At 64.6% G+C, this 20238-nt stretch carries 17 protein-coding genes; 4 read left to right on the plus strand and 13 right to left on the minus strand.

The features are described from left to right. The 4 genes from ctaD to FNL14_RS08580 form a co-directional block, all read right to left on the minus strand. Positions 1-1587 (minus strand): cytochrome c oxidase subunit I (ctaD, locus tag FNL14_RS08565; protein WP_142059364.1); only part of this gene is annotated, 1587 nt, incomplete at its 3' end. A 10-nt stretch (positions 1588-1597) separates the two neighbouring features. Further along, the gene (coxB, locus tag FNL14_RS08570) at positions 1598-2470 is read right to left on the minus strand and encodes a cytochrome c oxidase subunit II (protein ID WP_091419957.1); all 873 of its coding nucleotides are present in this window, start codon (positions 2468-2470) and stop codon (positions 1598-1600) included. A 187-nt stretch (positions 2471-2657) separates the two neighbouring features. Then, positions 2658-3047, minus strand: coding sequence for an iron-sulfur cluster assembly accessory protein (locus FNL14_RS08575; RefSeq protein WP_050055216.1), 390 nt, complete (start codon positions 3045-3047; stop codon positions 2658-2660). A 167-nt stretch (positions 3048-3214) separates the two neighbouring features. Next, on the minus strand, positions 3215-4666 hold the full coding sequence (locus FNL14_RS08580; protein WP_142059246.1) for a dipeptidase: 1452 nt from the start codon (positions 4664-4666) through the stop codon (positions 3215-3217). Positions 4667-4757: 91 nt separating this feature from the next. On the opposite strand from FNL14_RS08580, the gene FNL14_RS08585 reads away from it, so the two are divergent. Beyond that, the gene (locus FNL14_RS08585; RefSeq protein ID WP_091419954.1) at positions 4758-5360 is read left to right on the plus strand and encodes a DUF3043 domain-containing protein; all 603 of its coding nucleotides are present in this window, start codon (positions 4758-4760) and stop codon (positions 5358-5360) included. 78 nt (positions 5361-5438) lie between these two features. Here FNL14_RS08585 and FNL14_RS08590 read toward each other — a convergent pair whose 3' ends face one another. Further along, positions 5439-6521, minus strand: coding sequence for a quinone-dependent dihydroorotate dehydrogenase (locus FNL14_RS08590; RefSeq protein ID WP_142059249.1), 1083 nt, complete (start codon positions 6519-6521; stop codon positions 5439-5441). A gap of 121 nt (positions 6522-6642) precedes the next feature. On the opposite strand from FNL14_RS08590, the gene FNL14_RS08595 reads away from it, so the two are divergent. After that, the gene (locus FNL14_RS08595) at positions 6643-7641 is read left to right on the plus strand and encodes an alpha/beta hydrolase (protein WP_142059251.1); all 999 of its coding nucleotides are present in this window, start codon (positions 6643-6645) and stop codon (positions 7639-7641) included. A gap of 30 nt (positions 7642-7671) precedes the next feature. Here FNL14_RS08595 and FNL14_RS08600 read toward each other — a convergent pair whose 3' ends face one another. The 3 genes from FNL14_RS08600 to leuA form a co-directional block, all read right to left on the minus strand. Further along, complete coding sequence (locus FNL14_RS08600; RefSeq protein ID WP_091419949.1) at positions 7672-8508, minus strand: isoprenyl transferase; 837 nt, start codon at positions 8506-8508, stop codon at positions 7672-7674. A 2-nt stretch (positions 8509-8510) separates the two neighbouring features. Continuing rightward, positions 8511-9263 carry a DNA repair protein RecO gene (gene recO / locus FNL14_RS08605; protein ID WP_142059253.1) on the minus strand — a complete coding sequence of 251 codons (753 nt, stop codon included), beginning with the start codon at positions 9261-9263 and terminating at the stop codon, positions 8511-8513. Positions 9264-9385: 122 nt separating this feature from the next. Beyond that, positions 9386-11125, minus strand: a complete 1740-nt coding sequence (gene leuA / locus FNL14_RS08610) for a 2-isopropylmalate synthase (protein WP_142059255.1) — start codon at positions 11123-11125, stop codon at positions 9386-9388. A gap of 252 nt (positions 11126-11377) precedes the next feature. On the opposite strand from leuA, the gene FNL14_RS08615 reads away from it, so the two are divergent. Beyond that, a complete protein-coding gene (locus tag FNL14_RS08615) occupies positions 11378-13330 on the plus strand; it encodes a M13 family metallopeptidase (RefSeq protein WP_142059257.1) in 1953 nt (650 codons plus the stop codon). 77 nt (positions 13331-13407) lie between these two features. Here the strand turns inward: FNL14_RS08615 and FNL14_RS08620 are convergent, their stop codons facing one another. From FNL14_RS08620 to FNL14_RS08640, 5 genes are all read right to left on the minus strand, one after another. After that, complete coding sequence (locus FNL14_RS08620; protein ID WP_142059366.1) at positions 13408-14856, minus strand: LCP family protein; 1449 nt, start codon at positions 14854-14856, stop codon at positions 13408-13410. Between the two features lie 215 nt (positions 14857-15071). Beyond that, positions 15072-16031: a GTPase Era gene (gene era / locus FNL14_RS08625; RefSeq protein ID WP_091419940.1), complete on the minus strand. Its 960-nt coding sequence runs from the start codon at positions 16029-16031 to the stop codon at positions 15072-15074. Continuing rightward, on the minus strand, positions 16015-17346 hold the full coding sequence (locus FNL14_RS08630; protein ID WP_142059260.1) for a hemolysin family protein: 1332 nt from the start codon (positions 17344-17346) through the stop codon (positions 16015-16017). The genes era and FNL14_RS08630 overlap by 17 nt, the downstream gene beginning before the upstream one ends. Further along, positions 17343-17816: an rRNA maturation RNase YbeY gene (gene ybeY / locus FNL14_RS08635; protein WP_142059262.1), complete on the minus strand. Its 474-nt coding sequence runs from the start codon at positions 17814-17816 to the stop codon at positions 17343-17345. The genes FNL14_RS08630 and ybeY overlap by 4 nt, the downstream gene beginning before the upstream one ends. Continuing rightward, positions 17813-18901, minus strand: coding sequence for a PhoH family protein (locus FNL14_RS08640; protein ID WP_091419935.1), 1089 nt, complete (start codon positions 18899-18901; stop codon positions 17813-17815). Before FNL14_RS08640 ends, ybeY begins: the two co-directional genes overlap by 4 nt. A 376-nt stretch (positions 18902-19277) precedes the next feature. On the opposite strand from FNL14_RS08640, the gene FNL14_RS08645 reads away from it, so the two are divergent. Beyond that, positions 19278-20237, plus strand: a complete 960-nt coding sequence (locus tag FNL14_RS08645) for a GerMN domain-containing protein (RefSeq protein ID WP_255470746.1) — start codon at positions 19278-19280, stop codon at positions 20235-20237. Position 20238 lies beyond the last annotated feature (1 nt).

Consider the following 20238-nt stretch of genomic DNA (forward strand, 5'->3'; position numbering starts at 1 on the left):
GAAGTTGTGCCGCGGCGGCGGGCAGGACGTGGCCCACTCGAGCGAGGCGCCGAAGCCCCAGGGGTCGTCCACCTGTACCTTTTCGGCACTGCGCCACGTGATGTAGACGTTCCAGAAGAACGGGATCAGCGATGCGCCCAGGACAAACGAGGCCACGGTGGAGAACTGGTTCATCCAGGTGAAGTTGTCCTCCACCAGGTAGTCCGCGTAACGGCGGGGCATGCCCTCGACGCCCAGCCAGTGCTGGATGAGGAAGGTGCCGTGGAAGCCGAGGAACAGGAGCCAGAAGTGGATCTTGCCCAGGCGTTCGTTGAGCATCTTGCCGGTCCACTTGGGCCACCAGAAGTAGAAGCCTGCGAACATCGCGAACACCACGGTGCCGAACACCACGTAGTGGAAGTGTGCCACCACGAAGTAGGAGTCGGAGACGTGGAAGTCCAGCGGCGGGGATGCCAGGATGATGCCGGTGAGGCCGCCGAAGAGGAAGGTGATCAGGAAGCCGATGCTCCACAGCATGGGCGTTTCGAACGTCAGCGATCCGCGCCACATGGTGCCGATCCAGTTGAAGAACTTCACGCCCGTGGGCACCGCGATCAGCATGGTCATGAAGGCGAAGAACGGCAGCAGCACGGCGCCGGTGACGTACATGTGGTGGGCCCACACGGTCACGGACAGGGCGGCGATGGCGATCGTTGCGTACACCAGGCCCTTGTAGCCGAAGATCGGCTTGCGGCTGAAGACCGGGAAGATCTCGGAAACGATGCCGAAGAACGGCAGCGCGATGATGTACACCTCGGGGTGGCCGAAGAACCAGAACAGGTGCTGCCAGAGGACGGCACCGCCGTTTTCGGGATCGAAGATGTGGGCACCGAAGCGGCGGTCGGCACCGAGTGCGAACAGCGCGGCGGCCAGCGGCGGGAACGCCATGAGTACCAGAATGGCGGTGACCAGGGTGTTCCAGGTGAAGATCGGCATCCGCCACATGGTCATGCCCGGTGCGCGCATGCAGATGATGGTGGTAATGAAGTTGACCGCACCAAGGATGGTGCCGAAGCCGGACAGTGCCAGGCCGAACACCCACAGGTCGCCACCGATGCCGGGGCTGAATGTGGTGTTGGACAGCGGCGCGTAGGCGAACCAGCCGAAGGAAGCGGCACCCTGCGGGGTGATGAAGCCGGACACCGCGATGGTGGAGCCGAAGAGGAAAAACCAGAAGGCCAGTGCGTTCAGCCGCGGGAACGCGACATCGGGTGCGCCGATCTGAAGGGGCATGATGACGTTCGCGAAGCCGGCGAAAAGCGGGGTGGCGAACATCAGCAGCATCACGGTGCCGTGCATGGTGAACAGCTGGTTGTACTGCTCCTTGGTCTGCAGGATCTGCATACCGGGCTCGAACAGTTCGGCGCGGATCAGCAGTGCCATCACGCCGCCGAGGCAGAAGAACACAAACGAAGCGATCAGGTACATGTACCCGATGGTTTTGTGGTCAGTGGAGGTGATCCAGTTGACGACGATGCGTCCCTTGGATTTGGGAACCACGGGAGCCGTGAGGACTCCGGTGGGTGCGGATTGAGTGTACGTAGCCACGTCGCTCCCCTTACTTAATTTCGTTCAGGTTCGGGTTGCGGTCGTACTCCACACCAAGGAGGCCCGTGTTGCCGGCGGCCTTGAGCTCTTCCATGTGGGCCTGGAATTCAGCTTCCGACACCACCTTGACGCGGAACAGCATTTCGGAGTGGTACTCGCCGCAGAGTTCGGCGCACTTGCCGTCGTAGGTGCCCTCTTTAGTGGGGGTAAACCGGATGTAGTTGGTCTTGCCGGGGATCATGTCGCGCTTCTGCAGGAAGGCGGGAACCCAGAAGGAGTGGATCACGTCGCGTGCGTTGAGTTCGAGGTCAACGGACTTGTTGACGGGCAGGTACAGCGTGGGGAGCTGTTCCTTGTCGATCGTGTTACCCGTGAGGTGCGCCTGGACGCCGGCCTCGTGGAGGTCTTCTTCGATGACGTCGCCGGACTTGTAGTTGAAGTCCCAGGCCCACTGCTTGCCGCGGACATCAACAACGACGTCGGCGGGCTTGGAGCGGTCATCAATGGCCTGCTGGTCACGGTCAGTGAAGTAGAAGAACACCAGGACCATAAACAGGGGGATGGTCAGGTAAAAGACTTCCAGGGGAAGGTTGAAGCTGGTCTGCCGCGGGAATCCCACGGTGCCCTTGCGGCGCCGGTAGGCGACCAGGCACCAGACGATCAAGCCCCAGGTAATGATGCCCACAGCAAGGGCGGCAATCCATGAGTTGACCCAGAGGTCCATGATGCGGTCGCTGTTGTTGGTGGTGCCACGTTCTGTGGGCAGCCACCCCTTCTCTACCTCTGGCGAACATCCGGTCAAAACCAACGCGCCGGCAATTGCCAAGCTTGAGATCGTGGTGATCGTTTTGCGTCGGCTGCCGGTTCGGTTCTGCGAACTCACAGACGGCCCTTCCTACTTGTTGCTGTTGTCCGGGCAGCCCATCGGCGCCGCGGGCACACTAAAAGTTTTACTACTCGGTGTAGAGCTTACCGCTCCCCCGGGCGTTTCGCCCACATGTCGGCGCCGTGGCTCCCGCAGTGTTGATTGCGGGAGGCCACGGCGCCGGCACCAGGCGAAACAACCGGTTCTAGTGGAACGAATCTCCACAGGCGCAGGAGCCGCCGGCGTTCGGGTTGTCGATGGTGAAGCCCTGCTTCGAAATGGTGTCTTCGAAGTCGATGCTGGCGCCGCTGAGGTACGGAACGCTCATCTTGTCCACCACTACCTCAACGCCGTCGTAGTCGCGGACGGCATCTCCGTCAAGGAGGCGCTCGTCGAAGTAGAGCTGGTAAATCAGCCCTGAGCAGCCGCCGGGCTGCACGGCGACACGGAGGCGGAGGTCCGTGCGGCCTTCCTGCTCAAGGAGACTGCGGACCTTGCCTGCGGCGACGTCGGTCAGGTTGACCTCGTGGACGGGCAGCTCATCAGTAGCAGCGCTGGTGGTCTCGGTGCTGTTCTCATTGGTTGCGGTGCTCATTGGCCTACCTTCTTAGGACGGTCTGGCGGCCCCGCGCTAACGGTGGCCTGCCCCTACGGATACGGTATGGGCTATAGCTACATGCTACGCGGGGCGCACGTGTAGCTCTAACTCCTGACGTAACCATGCAGGGGCCGCTCTTGTTCCCGCGGAGCCTGGCCAGGACCTCAGGCTTCCTGGAGCCCGCCGCTGTCCATCCGCGCGAGCAGCAGCGCTTCGGCAAGGATGGCTTTCCGGAAATCCCCGAGATGCAGCGACTCGTTGGCGCTGTGGGCGCGCGAGTCCGGGTCCTCCACCCCCGTCACCAGGATCTGGACGTCGGGGTAGAGCTCCGTGAGGTCGGCGATGAACGGGATGGAACCGCCGATTCCGGTCTCCACCGCCGGCACGCCCCACGCCTCCCCCAGCGCCCACATGGCCAAGGCTGCGGCAGCCGAGGATGTGTCCGTCTGGAACGGGTTGCCGCTCTCCCCCGGCGTAAAAGTGACCTTTGCGCCAAAGGGGGCGTTGGACTCAACGTGCTTGCGGACTGCCGCCATGGCTTCCTCCGGCGACTGCCCGGGCGCCAGGCGCAGGCTGAACTTCGCCCGCGCCCTGGGCAGCAGCGTATTGGATGCCACATCCACGGCCGGCGCATCAAAGCCGATGATGGACAGGGCAGGCTTCGTCCAGAGCCGTGAGGCGATGCTGCCCGTGCCGGCGAGGCGGACGCCGTCGAGCACTGAAGCGTCGGCCCGGTAGTCGGCCTCGGGGAAATCCACTGAGGCGTTATCAGTGGCGACGAGCCCCGGGATGGCGACGTTGCCGTCGTCGTCATGGAGGGTGGCAATCAGGCGCGCCAACAGGGTGGGGGCATCAAGCACGGGGCCGCCGAACATCCCTGAGTGCACCGCGTGCTCCAGGACCTGGACTTCGATGGTTCCGTCCACCAGCCCCCGAAGGCTTGTTGTCAGGGCGGGTATGCCCACCTTCCAGTTGCTGGAATCCGCGACGACAATCACATCGGCGCGGAGGAGTTCCCTGTTCGCCTCCAGGAAAGGCCTGAACGTGGGTGAGCCGGCTTCCTCTTCACCCTCGATAAAGAAGGTGACCCCCAGGCCAAGCTCCGCACCGAGGACCTCGGAAACTGCTGCATAAGCGGCGATGTGCGCCATAATGCCGGCCTTGTCGTCCGCAGCGCCCCGGCCATACAGGCGGCCGTTCTTCTCGACGGCGGCGAAAGGTTCTGTTTCCCACAGTGCTTCGTCGCCTGCTGGCTGGACGTCATGGTGCGCGTACAGCAGGATGGTGGGCTTGCCTTCCGCGGCGGGACGGCGGGCGACGACGGCGGGGCCGCCGGGAGTGCCGTCCGGTTTGTCACAGCCGAGGATTTGAACGTCTTCGAGACCGGAATCCCGCAGCAGCACTGCTACGGCTTCCGCGCTCCGCTCAAGGGGCGACCTGTCAAAACTGGGCCAGGCGATACCGGGAATCGCCACGAGGTCCTTGAGGCGCGTGAGGGTCTGGTCAAAGGAACGGTCTATGGCGGCCCGGAGGTCTTCCGTAACCGCGGCGGAGCCGGAACCGGCCGTTTGGGCACCGACAAAACTGACCGGGGTTTCCGGTGAGGGTGAAGTCATGGAAAAAACATTACCCCCGTCACATTGGGCGTTGCCGCAGGCATGCGCAGACACAGGAATCCGGCGCCCTCCCGCAAGGTATTCTGTTCAGGTGTTCGGACGTAAAAAGGAAGCGCCCTCGGCGCAGGAATTAATTGACCAGCAGGCTGCGGATGCTGCGGCGCGGCAGGGCGGCGTAGCCGGCAAGGGCGCCCCCACCCCAACGCGCAAGGCTCAGGAAGCGGCCCGCAGGCGCCCGCTGGTGCCCGAGGACCGCAAAGCCTCGAAGGCTGCCGAGCGGCAGGCCGTCCAGGACCAGCGCCTCAAGATGCGCCAGGCGCTGGATACCGGGGACGAGAAGTTCCTCCCGCTCCGGGACAAGGGGCCGCAGAAGAGGTTCGCCCGTGACTATGTGGATGCACGGTTCAGCCTCGGCGAATACCTGATGTTCGGCGCCTTGGTATTTGTCCTGGTGTCCTTGGTGGTGCCGGCGTCCAGCGACATGATGATCTATGTGCTGGGTGGTTTCTGGGTAATGTTCCTGGCCGTCTTCGTGGACGTGTTCATCCTCTCCCGCAAGCTCCGCAAGCGGCTGGCCGAAAAGTTCGGCGAGGTGGAGCGCGGCACCGTTTGGTACGGCTCCATGCGCTCACTGCAGTTCCGCAAGCTCCGGCTGCCCAAGCCCCAGGTCAAGCGCGGGCAGTACCCGGCCTGATCCCCTGCGGCGGGACAGGCGCCCCACAGAACAAAAACAACCCCGGCGGGATGACCCGCCGGGGTTGTCTATTTGAAACTACAAAGCCGGTTGGGCCGTGCGGTTCTTCGCCAACTGCTTGTTGATGCGGGCAGCCCAGAAGGGTCCTTCATACAGGAAGGCCGTGTAGCCCTGCACCAGGGTTGCTCCGGCGTCGAGCCTGTCCTGGACATCCTGGGCAGTCTCCACGCCGCCAACCGCCACCAGGGTCAGGGAATCACCGGTAATTTCCTTGAGCCGCCGCAGCACGTCCAGGGAGCGTTGTTTCAGCGGTGCGCCGGAAAGCCCGCCTGCACCGCATTTTTCCACTTGCTCCGCGGGGCTGGCCAGACCGGTGCGGGCAATGGTGGTGTTGGTGGCGATGATGCCGTCCAGCTTCAGGTCCAGCGCAAGGCGGGCAACGTCGTCGATATCCTCATCGCTCAGGTCGGGCGCGATTTTCACCAGCAGGGGAACGTGGCGGCCGGCGGCACGGTCTGCTTCTTCTCCCACGGCCGTGAGCAGCGGCCGGAGGCTCTGAACATCCTGCAGGAGCCGCAGCCCGGGCGTGTTGGGCGAGCTGACGTTGACCACCAGGTAGTCCGCGGCGGGGGCGAGGCTGCGGGCACTGACCAGGTAGTCCTCCACGGCGTCTGCCAGTTCCACCACCTTGGTCTTGCCGATGTTGACGCCGATGACGGGGCGAACAGAAGGGTGCCTGCGTTGAAGGGCAGCCCTGGCAGCCTTCAGCCGCGGGGCCACGGCAGTGGCGCCGTCGTTGTTGAATCCCATCCGGTTAATCACGGCCCGGTCTTCAATCAGGCGGAACAGGCGCGGCTTTTCGTTGCCGGGCTGGGCCTGGCCGGTGATGGTTCCCACCTCGACATGGCCGAAGCCGAGCTCAGTGAGGGCTTCAATGCCGTGGCCTTCCTTGTCGAAGCCCGCGGCAAGGCCAAAGGGCGAGGGAAAGGTGATCCCGAACGCCGTTGTCTGCAGAGATGGTGCCGGCGCTGTCAGTTTCGCCAGGACTTTCCCTGCTCCCGAGCGGTGCGCGAGCCTGATGCCCTTGAATCCGATCTTGTGGGCGCGCTCGGCGTCCATCCATGAAAAGGCCAGCCTGAAGAATGTGGGGTAAACGCGCATGCATCCTAGTTTTCCGTCTTGTTGGCGCCACACCAAACGGAGCGGCCACGAGACGAACCGGGACCTCCACGGACCGGGCCGGACGAGGCAAAGGAACTGGAAGGCGGATTAGCATAAAGCCATGGAATGGCAGCGGGACATCCTGGGCGAGGAATTCGAATCCTATGCCTTTTCCGCCGTCGGGGACGACGCGGTGGAGCGGACGGCCACGCTGGTCCGGTTCCGGCCGGCCCACCAGGAATCAGGGCAGCGGGAGTCCAGCCAGGAGCCAGTTGCATCCACGAAGCCCCGGAGGGCCGTCCTCTTCCTGCACGGCTGGAGCGACTACTTCTTCAACGTTGACCTGGCCCGTTTCTGGTCGTCCGCAGGCTACGACTTTTACGCCCTGGATATGCACAACCACGGACGCAGCCTGCGCCCCGGATCCCCAGGCGGATATGTGTCCGATCTGGCCGACTATGACGCTGAAATTGAGACGGCATACCGGCTCATCGGCCAGGAGGGCGCTGCCGCCCCGCTGACCCTGATGGGCCATTCGACGGGCGGGCTGGTTGCGGCATTGTGGGCAAGCAGACACCCCGGGGCCGTGTCGCAGCTGATCCTCAACAGTCCGTGGCTGGAGATGCATGGGAGCGCCCTGGTCCGGCGCGCGGCCTACGGCATGGTGGGGCCGGTAGCACGTTTCCGTCCGGAGGCGGTGCTGCGCCTGCCGCCGCGCGGCTTCTACTGGCGCACCATCAGCAGCGCGGCGGAGGGCGAATGGGCCCTGGATGACCAGTACCGTCCGCCCATGGCGTTTCCGGTCCGGGCGGGCTGGCTCAGCGCCGTGCTCGCCGGCCACGCAAGGGTGGCACGCGGCCTCAACCTCGAGGTCCCGGTGTTGGTGCTGTTGTCCCGCGGAAGCGCCAATGGCCTCTTCTGGTCGGAGGAGATGCGGCGGACCGACGCCGTGCTTGACGTCAACGTTATTGCCGCCCGGGCCCTCACCCTGGGCCGCACGGTCACGGTTGAAAGGATCGACGGTGCCCTGCACGATGTGTTCCTCTCCCCCGCTGCCGTCCGCGCCGACGCCTACGAGAGGCTGGCGCGCTGGCTCGTTGCCTATGGCGGGACGGCGTGAAGGTGGAAGCGTGACCTGCCCCGGATGGCCCTACTGTGCGGCGTCTCTTGCCGGGCCGGCAGCGTCAACGGCACCGCCGTACCGGCGATCCCGGCGGGCGTACTCTTCCACTGCAGTCCACAGGGTGCGGCGGTCGACGTCGGGCCACAGGGTGTCCATAAACACGAACTCGGCGTAGGCGGACTGCCAGAGCATGAAGTTGGACAGCCGCTGCTCTCCGGAGCTCCGCAGGAAAAGGTCCACGTCCGGGAGGTCGGGCTCGTCAAGGTATTTCTGGATAGTGCGCTCGGTGATGGCGCCGGGCTTGAGCCTGCCCGCTGCAACGTCGGCGGCGATGGCGGAGACAGCGTCCGTGATTTCCGCCCGGCCGCCGTAATTAACACACATGGTTAACGTGCACGTACTGTTGCCGGCCGTGAACTCTTCTGCTTCTTCGAGTTCGCGGATGACTGAGCCCCAAAGCCGCGGCCGCCGGCCGGACCAGCGGACCCGGACGCCCCATTCGTCGAGCTGGTTCCGCTGCCGCCGTAGCACGTCCTTGTTAAATCCCATCAGGAAGCGCACCTCCTCAGGGGAACGCCGCCAGTTTTCGGTGGAGAAGGCGTAGACGCTCACGTACTCAATCCCCAGCTCGATGGCCCCGGCCATCACATCCAGCAGTGCCGGCTCGCCGGCTTTGTGCCCTTCGATTCGGGGCAGCCCCCGCTGGTTGGCCCAGCGGCCATTGCCGTCCATCACAATGGCCACGTGGCGCGGAATGAACTCTGACGGGATGGACGGCGCAACGGCGCCGGAGGGATGGGGGTAGGGCGCAACCACGGGGTGGCTCCGCTTCGGGGCTGCGTTGTTCTTTTTTCCCAGGGCCACTGTCAGCTGCGCTCCACATGTTTGAGGGACTTCAGTACTCGTTCAAGATGCCATTGCAGGTATGCGGCCACCAGGCCGCCTGCTTCCTTGCGGTGTACCGGCAGTGAGGCGTCTGCCGTTGCCCACTCCCCGGTCAGGAGCGCGGCCAGCAACACCACCGTTTCCGGCGCGGGCGCCGGTGATCCCGGCGGCCTGCATCCGGCGCAGACCATCCCGCCCAAAGGCGCCGAAAAGGCGTTGTGGGGCCCAGCCTGTCCGCAGCGGGCACAGTCCGTGAAGCTCGGCGCCCAGCCGCCGGTGGCGAGGGCCCGGAGCAGGTAGGAGTCCAAAATCAGCCCCGCGGCATGTTCGTCCCGGCTGAGCGAAGCCAGCGCCCCGACCAGCAGGTTGTATTGTGCGGTTCCCGATTCGCCATCGACGTCCGTGAGTTTTTCGGCGGTCTCCGTCATGGCGGCGGCGACCGTATACCGGCCATAGTCTGCGGCGATGCGGCCGCCGTAGGCCCCTTTGGCCACTGCCTGGGTGACGATATCCAGGCTCTTCCCGGACACAAGCTGCAGGTCCGCCACCATAAAGGGCTCGAGGCGGGCGCCGAACCGGCTGCTGGTCCGCCGGACGCCCTTGGCGACGGCACGGACCTGGCCATGGTGTTTGGTCAGGAGCGTGATGATGCGGTCCGCCTCACCCAGTTTGTGGGTACGGAGGACGACGGCGTCGTCCCGGTACGCGCGGGAGGCGAAAGAGTGTTGGGCCACGCCTTATCTTCCCATTTCTTTGCGGTGCGGCCTCGCGCCGCTCCCGGACAGCCGCCCCCGGACACCAGTGATGCCCCTGCCATTGTGCCGCCGGGCATTGCCCGGCGGCACAATATCCGGCATCAGCCCTGGGCGTCCCGGATGGCGCGGTTGACCGCTGAGATCACGGCTTTGAGGGAGGACATGCTGGTGTTGGCGTCGATACCTACACCCCAGAGGACGCGTTCCCCCACGGCGCATTCGACGTAGGCGGCGGCCATGGCGTTTCCGCCTTCAGAGAGGGCGTGCTCGCTGTAGTCCAGCACCCGGACGTCCACGCCGTCCTCGCCCAGGATGCTCAGCAGTGCGGCGATGGGACCGTTGCCGGTCCCTGTGCGCTGGACCTCAACGCCGTCCACGGTGAGGGAGGCGTGCAGCGTCATGCCGCCGTCGGCATCTGTTTCTGTCTTGACCCCGCCCAGGGAGTAGCGTCCCCACTGCCCGTCAGCTTTCCCGGACGGCAGGTACTCGTCCTGGAAGACCTGCCACAGCTGGGCTCCGCTGACTTCGCCGCCCACGGTGTCCGTGCGCTTCTGGATGACGCCGGAGAATTCGATCTGGGCGCGCCGCGGCAGGTCCAGGCTGTGCTCGTTCTTGAGCAGGTAGGCCACGCCGCCCTTGCCCGACTGCGAGTTGACCCTGATCACGGCTTCGTAGCTGCGGCCCAGGTCCTTGGGATCCACAGGCAGGTACGGAACCTGCCAGGTGAAGTCGGCCACGTCCTTGCCGGCGGCGGCTGCATCGCGCTCCAGGGCCTCGAAGCCCTTCTTGATGGCATCCTGGTGCGATCCCGAGAACGCGGTGAACACGAGGTCGCCGCCGTAGGGGGAACGCTCCGGGACGGGCAGCTGGTTGCAGTACTCGACGGTCCGGCGTACGTCGTCGATGTTGGAGAAGTCGATCATGGGGTCGATGCCCTGGACAAAGAGGTTCAGGCCCAGGGTGACCAGGTCCACGTTGCCGGTCCGCTCACCGTTGCCGAAGAGGCATCCCTCGATCCGGTCCGCACCGGCCATGTAACCCAGTTCCGCGGCCGCGACGCCCGTTCCGCGGTCGTTGTGCGGGTGCAGGGAGAGGATGATGCCCTCCCGCGGGTGCAGGTGGCGGCTCATCCACTCGATCGAATCGGCGTAAACGTTGGGGGTGGCCATTTCCACGGTGGCGGGCAGGTTGATGATGACCTGGCGGTCAGCGGAGGCTTCAAACACATCGGCGACGGCGTTGCAGACGCGCACGGCATATTCCAGCTCGGTGCCGGTGAACGATTCCGGGGAGTACTCGTAGGTCACGTGTGTGTCCGCGAGGGTCTCCTCGTACTTCTTGCACAGGCGTGCGCCCTGGAGCGCGATGTCCAGGATTCCGTCCTCGTCCTGGTTGAACACCACCCGGCGCTGCAGCACTGATGTGGAGTTGTAGAGGTGGACGATGGCCTGCTTGGCCCCGACCAGGGACTCATAGGTCCGTTCGATCAGGTGCTCGCGGGCCTGGGTCAGGACCTGGATGGTGACGTCGTCCGGGATGTGGTTGCCCTCGATGAGCTGGCGGACAAAGTCGAAGTCCGTCTGGGAGGCGGAGGGGAAGCCGACTTCGATCTCTTTGTAGCCCATCCGGACCAGCAGGTCGAACATCTTCATCTTGCGGGCCGGGCTCATCGGATCGATCAGGGCCTGGTTGCCGTCGCGCAGGTCCACTGCGCACCAGCGCGGAGCCTTGGTGATGATCTTGTCCGGCCAGGTGCGGTCCGGCAGCTCAACTTTGATCTGGTCCTGGAACGGCGTGTAACGGTGGGCGGGCATTCCGGAGGGCTTCTGTGCGTTTCGCATTACTATCGGGGCCTTTTCTGTGGTTCTTCTTTGAAAGGGTGGCCGGGCAACACAAACTCCGCAGCGAGGGTGGCCTTGCGCTAGATCGCGTCTGAGGCCTCGCCGCGGCAGCTAAGAAGAAGAAGCTCTGCACGCACCTTTTGAGGGTAGCACGCATGCGTAAGATGAAAGGGCACTACCGTCCGTTACGTCCACCATGCAGACGCCGCCCGGTATCCAGCTGGCCGCGGCTCTTCGTCAGAAGGAGCTTCCGTGCCCATTTCGGGGATCGACCTGTCCACCTTTGATAACACTGTCCGGCCGCAGGATGACCTCTACCAGCATGTGAACGGGGCCTGGCTCAAGGCCACCGAGATTCCCGATGACCGGCCCCTCGAAGGCACGTTCACCGCGCTGCGCGACGGATCGGAAATCGCCGTCCGCGACATTATCGAGGAAGCGGCTGCGAAGGGCGCGGACGCCAGCGGCATCGAGCGGAAAGTGGGTGGGCTCTACAGCAGCTTCATGGACGAAGCAGCCGCGGAGGCCAAGGGGATGGAACCGATCCGCCAGCGCCTGGCCGACGTTTTTGCGACCACGTCCGTGGCCGATCTTGTGTCCCTGGCGGGCCGGCTGTTCCGCGCCGATGTTGGCGGACTCTTCTACATCTACCCGGCACCGGATGCAGGGAACCCGGACCGCGTCCTCCTTTACACGGGACAGGGCGGCCTCGGGCTGCCGGACGAGTCCTACTATCGGGAAGAAAAGTTCTCGGCGATGGTCACCGCCTACGAGGCACATGTACGCACGATGCTGGATCTGGCGGAGGTGCCGGACGCCGGTGCCGCCGCCGCACGGGTGGTGGAGCTGGAAACAAAGCTGGCATCACATCACTGGGACAACGTCACGCTGCGGGATCCGCAGAAGACCTACAACCTGAAGACAGCGGACGAGGCCTCGGCACTGTTCCCTCTGCTGTCAGCCTGGTTCGAAGCCGCCGGCATCGATGAGGCCAAGCGGCAGGAGATTGTGGTGAGCACCCCGCCATTCTTCGACGGCGCCGCCGGGCTCCTCGAGTCCGAGCCTTTGGCCCATTGGCAGGAATGGCTTGCCATGCGTGTGGTCAGTGCCGCGGCGCCCTACCTGTCCTCGGCTTTCGTCGACGCCAACTTTGCGTTTTACGGCACCACCATCAGCGGAACGCCGCGGAACAAGGACCGCTGGAAGCGCGGCGTGGGCGTGGTGGAGGGAGCCCTCGGCGAAGCCGTTGGGCAGATCTATGTTGCCCGGCACTTCCCGGAAACCCACAAGGCGCGGATGCAGACACTTGTTGGCAACCTGATTGAGGCCTACCGGCAGAGCATCACCGCCGTGGGCTGGATGGGTGAGGCCACCAAGGCGGAGGCGCTGCGGAAACTGGAAGGGTTCCGCGCGAAGATCGGCTACCCGGAGGAATGGATTGACTACTCCGCCGTGGAGATCGACCCTGCTGATCTCCTGGGCAACGTCGAACGGGCCCACAATGCCGACGTCGACCGGCACCTGGACGAGGTGGGCAAGCCGGTGGACCGCAACAAGTGGCTGATGACCCCGCAGACCGTGAACGCCTACTACCACCCGATGATGAACGAGATTGTGTTCCCGGCGGCGATCCTGCAGCCGCCGTTCTTCACCGCCGACGCTGACGATGCCGTGAACTACGGCGGGATCGGGGCGGTCATCGGTCACGAGATCGGCCACGGATTCGATGACCAGGGGTCCCAGTTCGACGGCGGCGGGGCGCTTCGGAACTGGTGGACCGACGAGGACCGCCAGGCCTTCGAGCAGCTGACTGCGAAACTGGTGGCCCAGTATGATGCCCTTTCCCCCTATGCAGCACCGGGGCATAACGTCAATGGCCGGCTCACGCTTGGCGAGAACATCGGCGACCTCGCCGGCCTGGCCATTGCCTACAAGGCCTACCTGATCAGCCTGGACGGCAAGGAGCCCGAGGTCCTTGACGGCCTCACGGGGCAGCAACGCTTCTTTGCTTCCTGGGCAGCGGGCTGGCGGCAGGTCATCCGGAGTGAGGAGGCGATCCGCCGGCTCGCCACGGACCCGCACTCCCCCAACGAGTTCCGGACCAACGCCATTGCGAAGAACCTGGACGCCTTCCACGAAGCATTCGACGTCACTGACCAGGACGGGATGTGGATGGCCCCCGGGGAGCGCGTCAGCATCTGGTAGCCATTAAAAAATCGGGGCCCGCCATTGCGGGCCCCGATTTTTTAGTGCTGGTTGGTGTGGCCTGCAGCCAACGCCGGCTAGTTGTTGACGATCAGCTCCGGATTGGCCTGCTGGCACGTGGCATCGCCGGCGGTCTGGTTGACAATGTCATCGGGCAACGCGACCTGCGCACCGTAGGTGGTCCCCGAGGTGAAGTCGGTGCCGAGGTAGACCTGGACACCCGATACTGCCGGAGCCGGGAGGATCTGTGCTGCGGGTATCCCCAGTTGGGCGGCGACGTCGGCGGCTACGTCCTGGAAGCCGGTCCCGTAGTAGACCACGGACTGGTCCACAGCCACGGCCTCGAACCGTCCGGTCTGGGTGAACCCGCCGGAGACCAGGGCCTGCACGATCTCCTGAGAGCGGCCGGGAAGGCCGCTGCCGTTGGCCACAGTGACAGGCTGGACCGCCTTGTCATAGGGCGGGAGGGGGGTGGCCGTCTCGGTTGGAGCTGCGGAGGGCGTCTCGCTGGGCGCAGGCGTGGTGGGCGCCGTCGGGTCAGTCAGGTCGATGTCCCGTTGCAGGGCGGAGAAGAGCTGCGGGCCGGCCGGTTCCGCGATCTGTAGCCTGTTCGGATCAACAAGCGCCGGGGTGGTGGGAACCGCCACGAAGGCGACCTTGCTGATGTCGATGTCCTTGAGCCGGTTGCCGATGGTCAGCAGACTGGGAACGGAAGCGAGTCCCTCGTCCACGGTCAGGTTCTGGGTGACGACGTCGGCGATCTTCAGCATCCTGCCGGGATCGGACAACGTTCCTTCATCCTTGATTTTCCGGGTAAGCGAGGAAAGGAAGCCCTGCTGCGCCCTGATGCGGCCAAGGTCGCCGCCGTCGGCAAATGCATGGCGGGTGCGCAGGAAGGCGAGGGCCATTTCACCCTGGACGGCGGAGGTCCCCTTGGGCAGCCGAAGCCGCGAATCGGGGTCGTAGACGGCGTCGCTGATGCAGACGTCCACGCCTCCCACGGCATTGGACAGTTCCTTCACCGCGTTGAAGTCCGCCATCATGAAGTGGTCCACCGTCAACCCGGTCAACTTGTTGACGGTATCCACGGCGCAGCCGATCCCCGCCTCACCCATGGCCTCGTTGATCATGACACCACTGCGGGCAGGGAAGGTCTGCTTGGTCTTCTCGTCCTTGCACTCCGGAATATCAACCAGGAGGTCGCGCGGAAAGCTGATCACGCTGACGCGCTTGTTGTCCTCGGAAATATCCATCAGCATCATGACGTCGGACTTGCCATAGCCCTTTGAATCATCAGAAGTTCCGTACTCGCCGTTCAGGCCGTCGCGCGTGTCCGAGCCCAGGATCAGGATCTGCATCCGCCCGGTGGCGTCACTCACTGGAGCGTCAGTGCCGCCCCCGCCGGCGTTCAGCGGGGCCTTGGAGATGTTGCTTTGCAGCCGCACGAACCAAAATCCGGCGAACGCAAGGGCGCCGATCATCACCAGCGACAGGATACCGGTGACGATCTTCAACCACACCGGCATTCCCCGCTCGGGGCCCAGGTGGCGCGCGGCTCCAACGGTGCCGGCTTCCGCGTGCCTGGACCTTGGTCCCCCGGCTGACACGTCAGCTCCGTTATCGCGCTTTTCGCGGCCTCGCCCCACGTAATGAACCTTCCTCTAGATTCTGAATCCGGTCCATTTTAGTGGCCCAGTCTGGGAAATTGCCGTGCTGCCCTTTGCGGCACCGGCAGGCGGGCTCAGAAGCCCAGCTTGACCAGCTGTTTCGGGTCCCGCTGCCAGTCCTTGGCAACCTTGACATGCAGGTCCAGGTAGATCCGCGTCCCCAGGAGCGCCTCGATGCCCTTGCGTGCGTTGGTGCCCACTTCGCGCAGCCGGCTGCCGCCCTTGCCAATGATGATGGCCTTCTGCGACGGCCGCTCCACATAGAGGTTCACGCGCACGTCCAGGAGGGGGTTATCGTCCGGACGGTCCTCCCGGGGAACGATCTCTTCCACAACCACCGCGAGCGAGTGCGGCAGCTCGTCCCGGACACCTTCCAGCGCCGCTTCCCGGATGAGCTCGGCGACCATCACGGCTTCCGGTTCATCGGTCAGCTCCCCATCCGGGTAGAGCGGGGGCGACGGCGGCATGTGGCTGATCAGCACATCGGCTACGGTTTCCACCTGGAAGCCGTCCGTGGCGGACACCGGGACGATATCCTTCCAGCCTTCCTCCCCCAGCACTTCGCGTCCGAGCGCGGCCACGGCCAGGAGCTGTTCCGTCAGGGCCTGTCTGTCCACCAGGTCCGCCTTGGTGACGATGGCGATGACGGGCTTGCGGCCCACGGCGGCGAGCTGCGCCGCGATGAATTTGTCGCCCGGGCCGATTTTTTCGTTGGCGGGAAGGCAGAAGCCAATGGCATCCACCTCGGCCAGGGTGTCGGCCACAAGATCGTTCAGGCGCTTGCCGAGCAGGGTGCGGGGCCGGTGCAGGCCGGGAGTGTCCACCAGGATCAGCTGCGCGTCCTCCCGGTGGACGATGCCGCGGATGGTGTGGCGGGTGGTTTGCGGCTTGGCGGAGGTGATGGCCACCTTCTTGCCCACCAGCGCGTTGGTCAGGGTGGATTTTCCGGCATTGGGACGGCCCACCAGGACCGAAAACCCTGCGCGGAAACCGCCGAAATCCTCTTCGCCGGCGGCCTTATTTTTCTTGCTCACGTGGAACTCCCTGCTGGGTTGCTTCCGCCTCTTGGAAGAGGTCTTCAAGGTCAGTGTCTACTTTTGGAACGGGCGCCGCAATGATGTGGCTGACACGGTTCCGGCGTCCTTCGAGCCGGTCGGCGCGCAGCGACACCCCGTCCACTTCCACATGGCTGCCGACGATGGGAACGCGGCCGAGCGCTTTGGCCAGCAGGCCGCCCACGGTGTCCACCTCGTCGTCGTCGAGCTCGATGTCAAAAAGCTCACCGAGGTCGTCGATGCTCATCCGGGCGCTGACGCGGTAGGAGCCGTCCCCGAGCTCCACGGCCTCGGCACTTTCGGTGTCGTACTCGTCCACGATTTCGCCCACGATTTCCTCAATCAGGTCCTCGAGGGTGACGAGCCCCGCGGTGCCGCCGTATTCATCGATCACTATGGCAACGTGCGTGGATTCTTTCTGCAGTTCCCGGAGCAGGTCGCTGACCGGCTTTGATTCGGGGACATACCGGACTTCACGGACCAGGGAGTCCACCAGGGGCGGTTCCTCATCCGGTGCCAGCTCATGGAGGACGGCCGCCACGTCCTTGAGGTAGACAATGCCCAGGATGTGGTCGCTGTCTTCGCCGATCACCGGCATCCTGGAGTAACCCGAACGGAGGAAGAGTGACATGGCCCGGCGGAGGCTGGAGCCTGCTTCAACGCTGAGGATGTCGGTCCGGGGCACCATAACGGCCCGCACCAGGGTGTCGCCGAAGTCGAAGACGGACTGGATCATCTCCGCCTCGGTGTCCTCGATCATGTCCGATTCGCTGGCCCGGTCCACCAGCTCGCGGAATTCCTGCTCACTGAAGAACGCCTCATCACCGGTGGGCGCCCCGGGGGCCGCCGCGCTTCCCACCGCCACGAGCCAGCCCGGGATGGGCCCCAGGACCCAGGTGAGGAAGCGGATCATGGGCGCGGTGAACCGCACCACCGCAGTCGAATGCAGTCTGCCGAGCTGGCGCGGTGAGACGCCCACAATCACAAATCCCAGCAGGGCCATAATGCCTGTGGCAGCCAGGCCCGCAAACCAGATATTGTCCAGCAGGCTGTAGAGGAGGACGGCGACAGCAACCGCCGAGGCCATCTCGAACCAGATTCGCCAGAACCGCAGGGCCCGGATATGGGCCACCGGCTGGGCCAGAATCCGCCGCATGGCGGTGCCGCGGCTTTTCAGGAGCGCTTCTTCCGCGTCGTGGCGCGGGAGGAAATTGAAGGCGGCTTCGGCCGCGGTCAGTACTGCCGCGATACCCAGGAAAGCCAGGGCCATCGCGACCAGGAGCAAAGGCGTCACTGGGTAGTCTCGGCGGGCGCTTCTTTACCGGTGAAGCCGGACAGGAGTTCGCGCTGGAGGCCGAACATCTCGGCCTTCTCCTCAGGTTCGGCATGGTCGTAGCCCAACAGGTGCAGGATGCCGTGCGTGGTCAGCAACAGCATTTCATCCTGCAGCGAGTGGCCGGCATTCTTGGCCTGGACCGTGGCCACCTGGGGGCAAACGGCGATGTCCCCGAGCATGCCCTGCGGCGTGGGCCGGTCCGGGGTCCCCGGGGTCAGTTCATCCATGGGCACCGACAGGACGTCCGTGGCGCCGGGCTCGTCCATCAGTTCGATGTGAAGCTTCTCCATGGCCGGCTCGTCCACCAGGAGGATGGACAGTTCGGCCTGCGGGTGGATGTACAGCTGCTCGAAGATGTATCTGGACAGCGCAACGAGTTCAGATTCGTCCACCTGGACGCCGGACTCGTTGTTCACCTCGATGCTCACGCGCGTTCCCCCCGTTTTTCCCGGCTTGCCGAATGCTTCACCCTGTTCCGCTGGGCGTCGTCCCAGATGCTGTAGGCGTTAACGATGTCACCCACCAGCCGGTGACGGACCACGTCTGCGGCGTCCAGGACGGAGAAGTTCACATCGTCAATGCCCTGCAGGATTTCCTCCACGATCCGCAGCCCCGAGCGCGTGCCGAACGGCAGGTCCACCTGGGTGATATCGCCCGTGACCACCATCTTGGACCCGAATCCCAGCCTGGTGAGGAACATCTTCATCTGCTCCGGCGTGGTGTTTTGGGCCTCGTCGAGGATGATGAAGGCGTCATTGAGGGTACGGCCGCGCATGTAGGCCAGCGGCGCCACCTCAATGGTTCCTGCTGCCATGAGCCTCGGAATCGACTCCGGGTCCATCATGTCGTGCAGGGCGTCATACAGCGGACGCAAATACGGATCGATTTTGTCGCTCAAGGTGCCGGGCAGGAAGCCAAGCCGCTCCCCTGCTTCCACTGCCGGGCGGGTCAGGATGATGCGGCTGACCTCTTTTTGCTGCAGGGCTTGGACGGCCTTGGCCATGGCGAGGTAGGTCTTACCGGTGCCGGCCGGACCGATCCCGAAAATGACTGTGTTGGCGTCAATGGCGTCAACGTAGTTCTTCTGGTTCAGCGTCTTGGGGCGGATCGTTTTGCCGCGGCTGGACAGGATGTCATGGGTCAGCACATCCACCGGGTTCTGCAGGGACTGGGTGCGGAGCAGGGCAACGAGTTGCTGCAGCACGGCCGGGCTGATGACGGTTCCGCGTGCCACCAGTCCCCGGACCTCGTGGAGGAGCCGCATGATCCGCGGCACGTCCGTAGCCGGTCCGCTAATGGAAAGCTCGTTGCCGCGGACGTGGAAGTTCACGTCAGGGAACTGCTCTTCAATGAACCGCAACGCTTCATCATGGCTGCCGAGGGATTGAACCATCTGGTCGGAGCTGTCGAAGAGGACCACTTCGGTGCGGACGCCAGGGAGTGTGTGGGGAAATTCCCCCGCGGCGCCTTCGCCGGTGACAAGCCTGCGCTTTCCGTTAGCTGATTCAGTCATGGTGTTGGCCCGCGGGCCCGTGATCCCCTCGATCTCGAAAAAGTAGCTGCTGGCTGATCGGCGGCGGGCTGTCCCCGTTGCGTCTCAGCGGTACCTTCCATCTTACGCCAGAGGGCAGCCCTGGCCCGATGCCCGCCCCGATACGGGCGCGGGGTGCTTGCCCCTGGCCGCCGATACTGTTCCGGTTCCCGCCGCCCGTCATTAGGTATCAACTTCATATCGGCCTCATATCGTTCACGTTGCAGTTGGGCCGCTGGGCGCATCCGGCGGCTTTTGCCCGCCGGCGCTGTGTAATGCTGGAAATCCAGGGTGCTACGGAAGCGCCCAGGCTGACCGGGGATCGGCCAATCCAACCAGGGAAGGACAGGCAATTACGGTGCCGGAAACCGCAGGGCCCCACCGGGCCGGAAGAGCACTGAACGGCGCCCGTTCAATGGTTCTTGCCGGGCTGCTGGTTGCCATCCCTGCCCTGACCGGCTGCATCGCCGAACCGGGCCCGTCACCCACGGGCCTCCTGGCCTCGACTCCCGCCGCCACCGGCAGTGTCTCTGGTGCGCCCGCCACCAGCGCACCCCTGGAAACCACGCAGTCCTCCAACAAGGCCCCGGTTTACTGGATTGGCCGCAGCAACAGCAACGTTTTCCTGTACCGCGAGTTCAGGGATGTTCCCGAGCAGGAAAATCCCGTGACGCGGGCCCTGCGCGCCATGATGTCCGAAAAGCCCCTGGACCCGGACTTCTTCACCCCCTGGCAGAACCCCAAACAGCTGGCAACCTCGATTTCCGGCAAGGACATCATCACCGTTGACGTGTCGGAGGACGCCTTCAACAGCAACCTGGACGCCGATATGGCGGCCAGGGCCATCCAGCAGCTGGTCTATACGGCCACCGCCGCTGCGGCAAGCTCAGGCCTGATTGACTCCGGCCAGCAGATCCGCGTGCGCATCCTGGTGGACGGGCACACAGATTACGTGGCGTTCAACCACGTGCAACTAGGGTCCCTGATGGCCCGCACGGCCGGGCTCGTGGCTCCGGTGTGGATCATCGATCCGCAGGAAAACGTCGAGGTGGCGGACGGCAGCGTCAAGATCACCGGCCGGAGCACGGCCGCGGGCGGCAAGCTCCGCTGGCAGATCCTACGGTCGGAGGAGAACGGGACCAAGACACCATTCCTGACCGGCGAGACCACCGCCGCGGCGGACCCTGCCCAGGCGGGAGTCTTTACGCTGGCCCTGACCCTGCCCGCCGGCGACTACGAGCTCCGGGTCGGGCAAACGTCCAACCCCGATGGCCAGCAAAACGGCACCGAAGATACCCGGGGATTCAAAGTACGGTAAG

The sequence above is a fragment of the Pseudarthrobacter sp. B4EP4b genome, assembly GCF_006680095.1.
Lineage (GTDB): Bacteria > Actinomycetota > Actinomycetes > Actinomycetales > Micrococcaceae > Arthrobacter.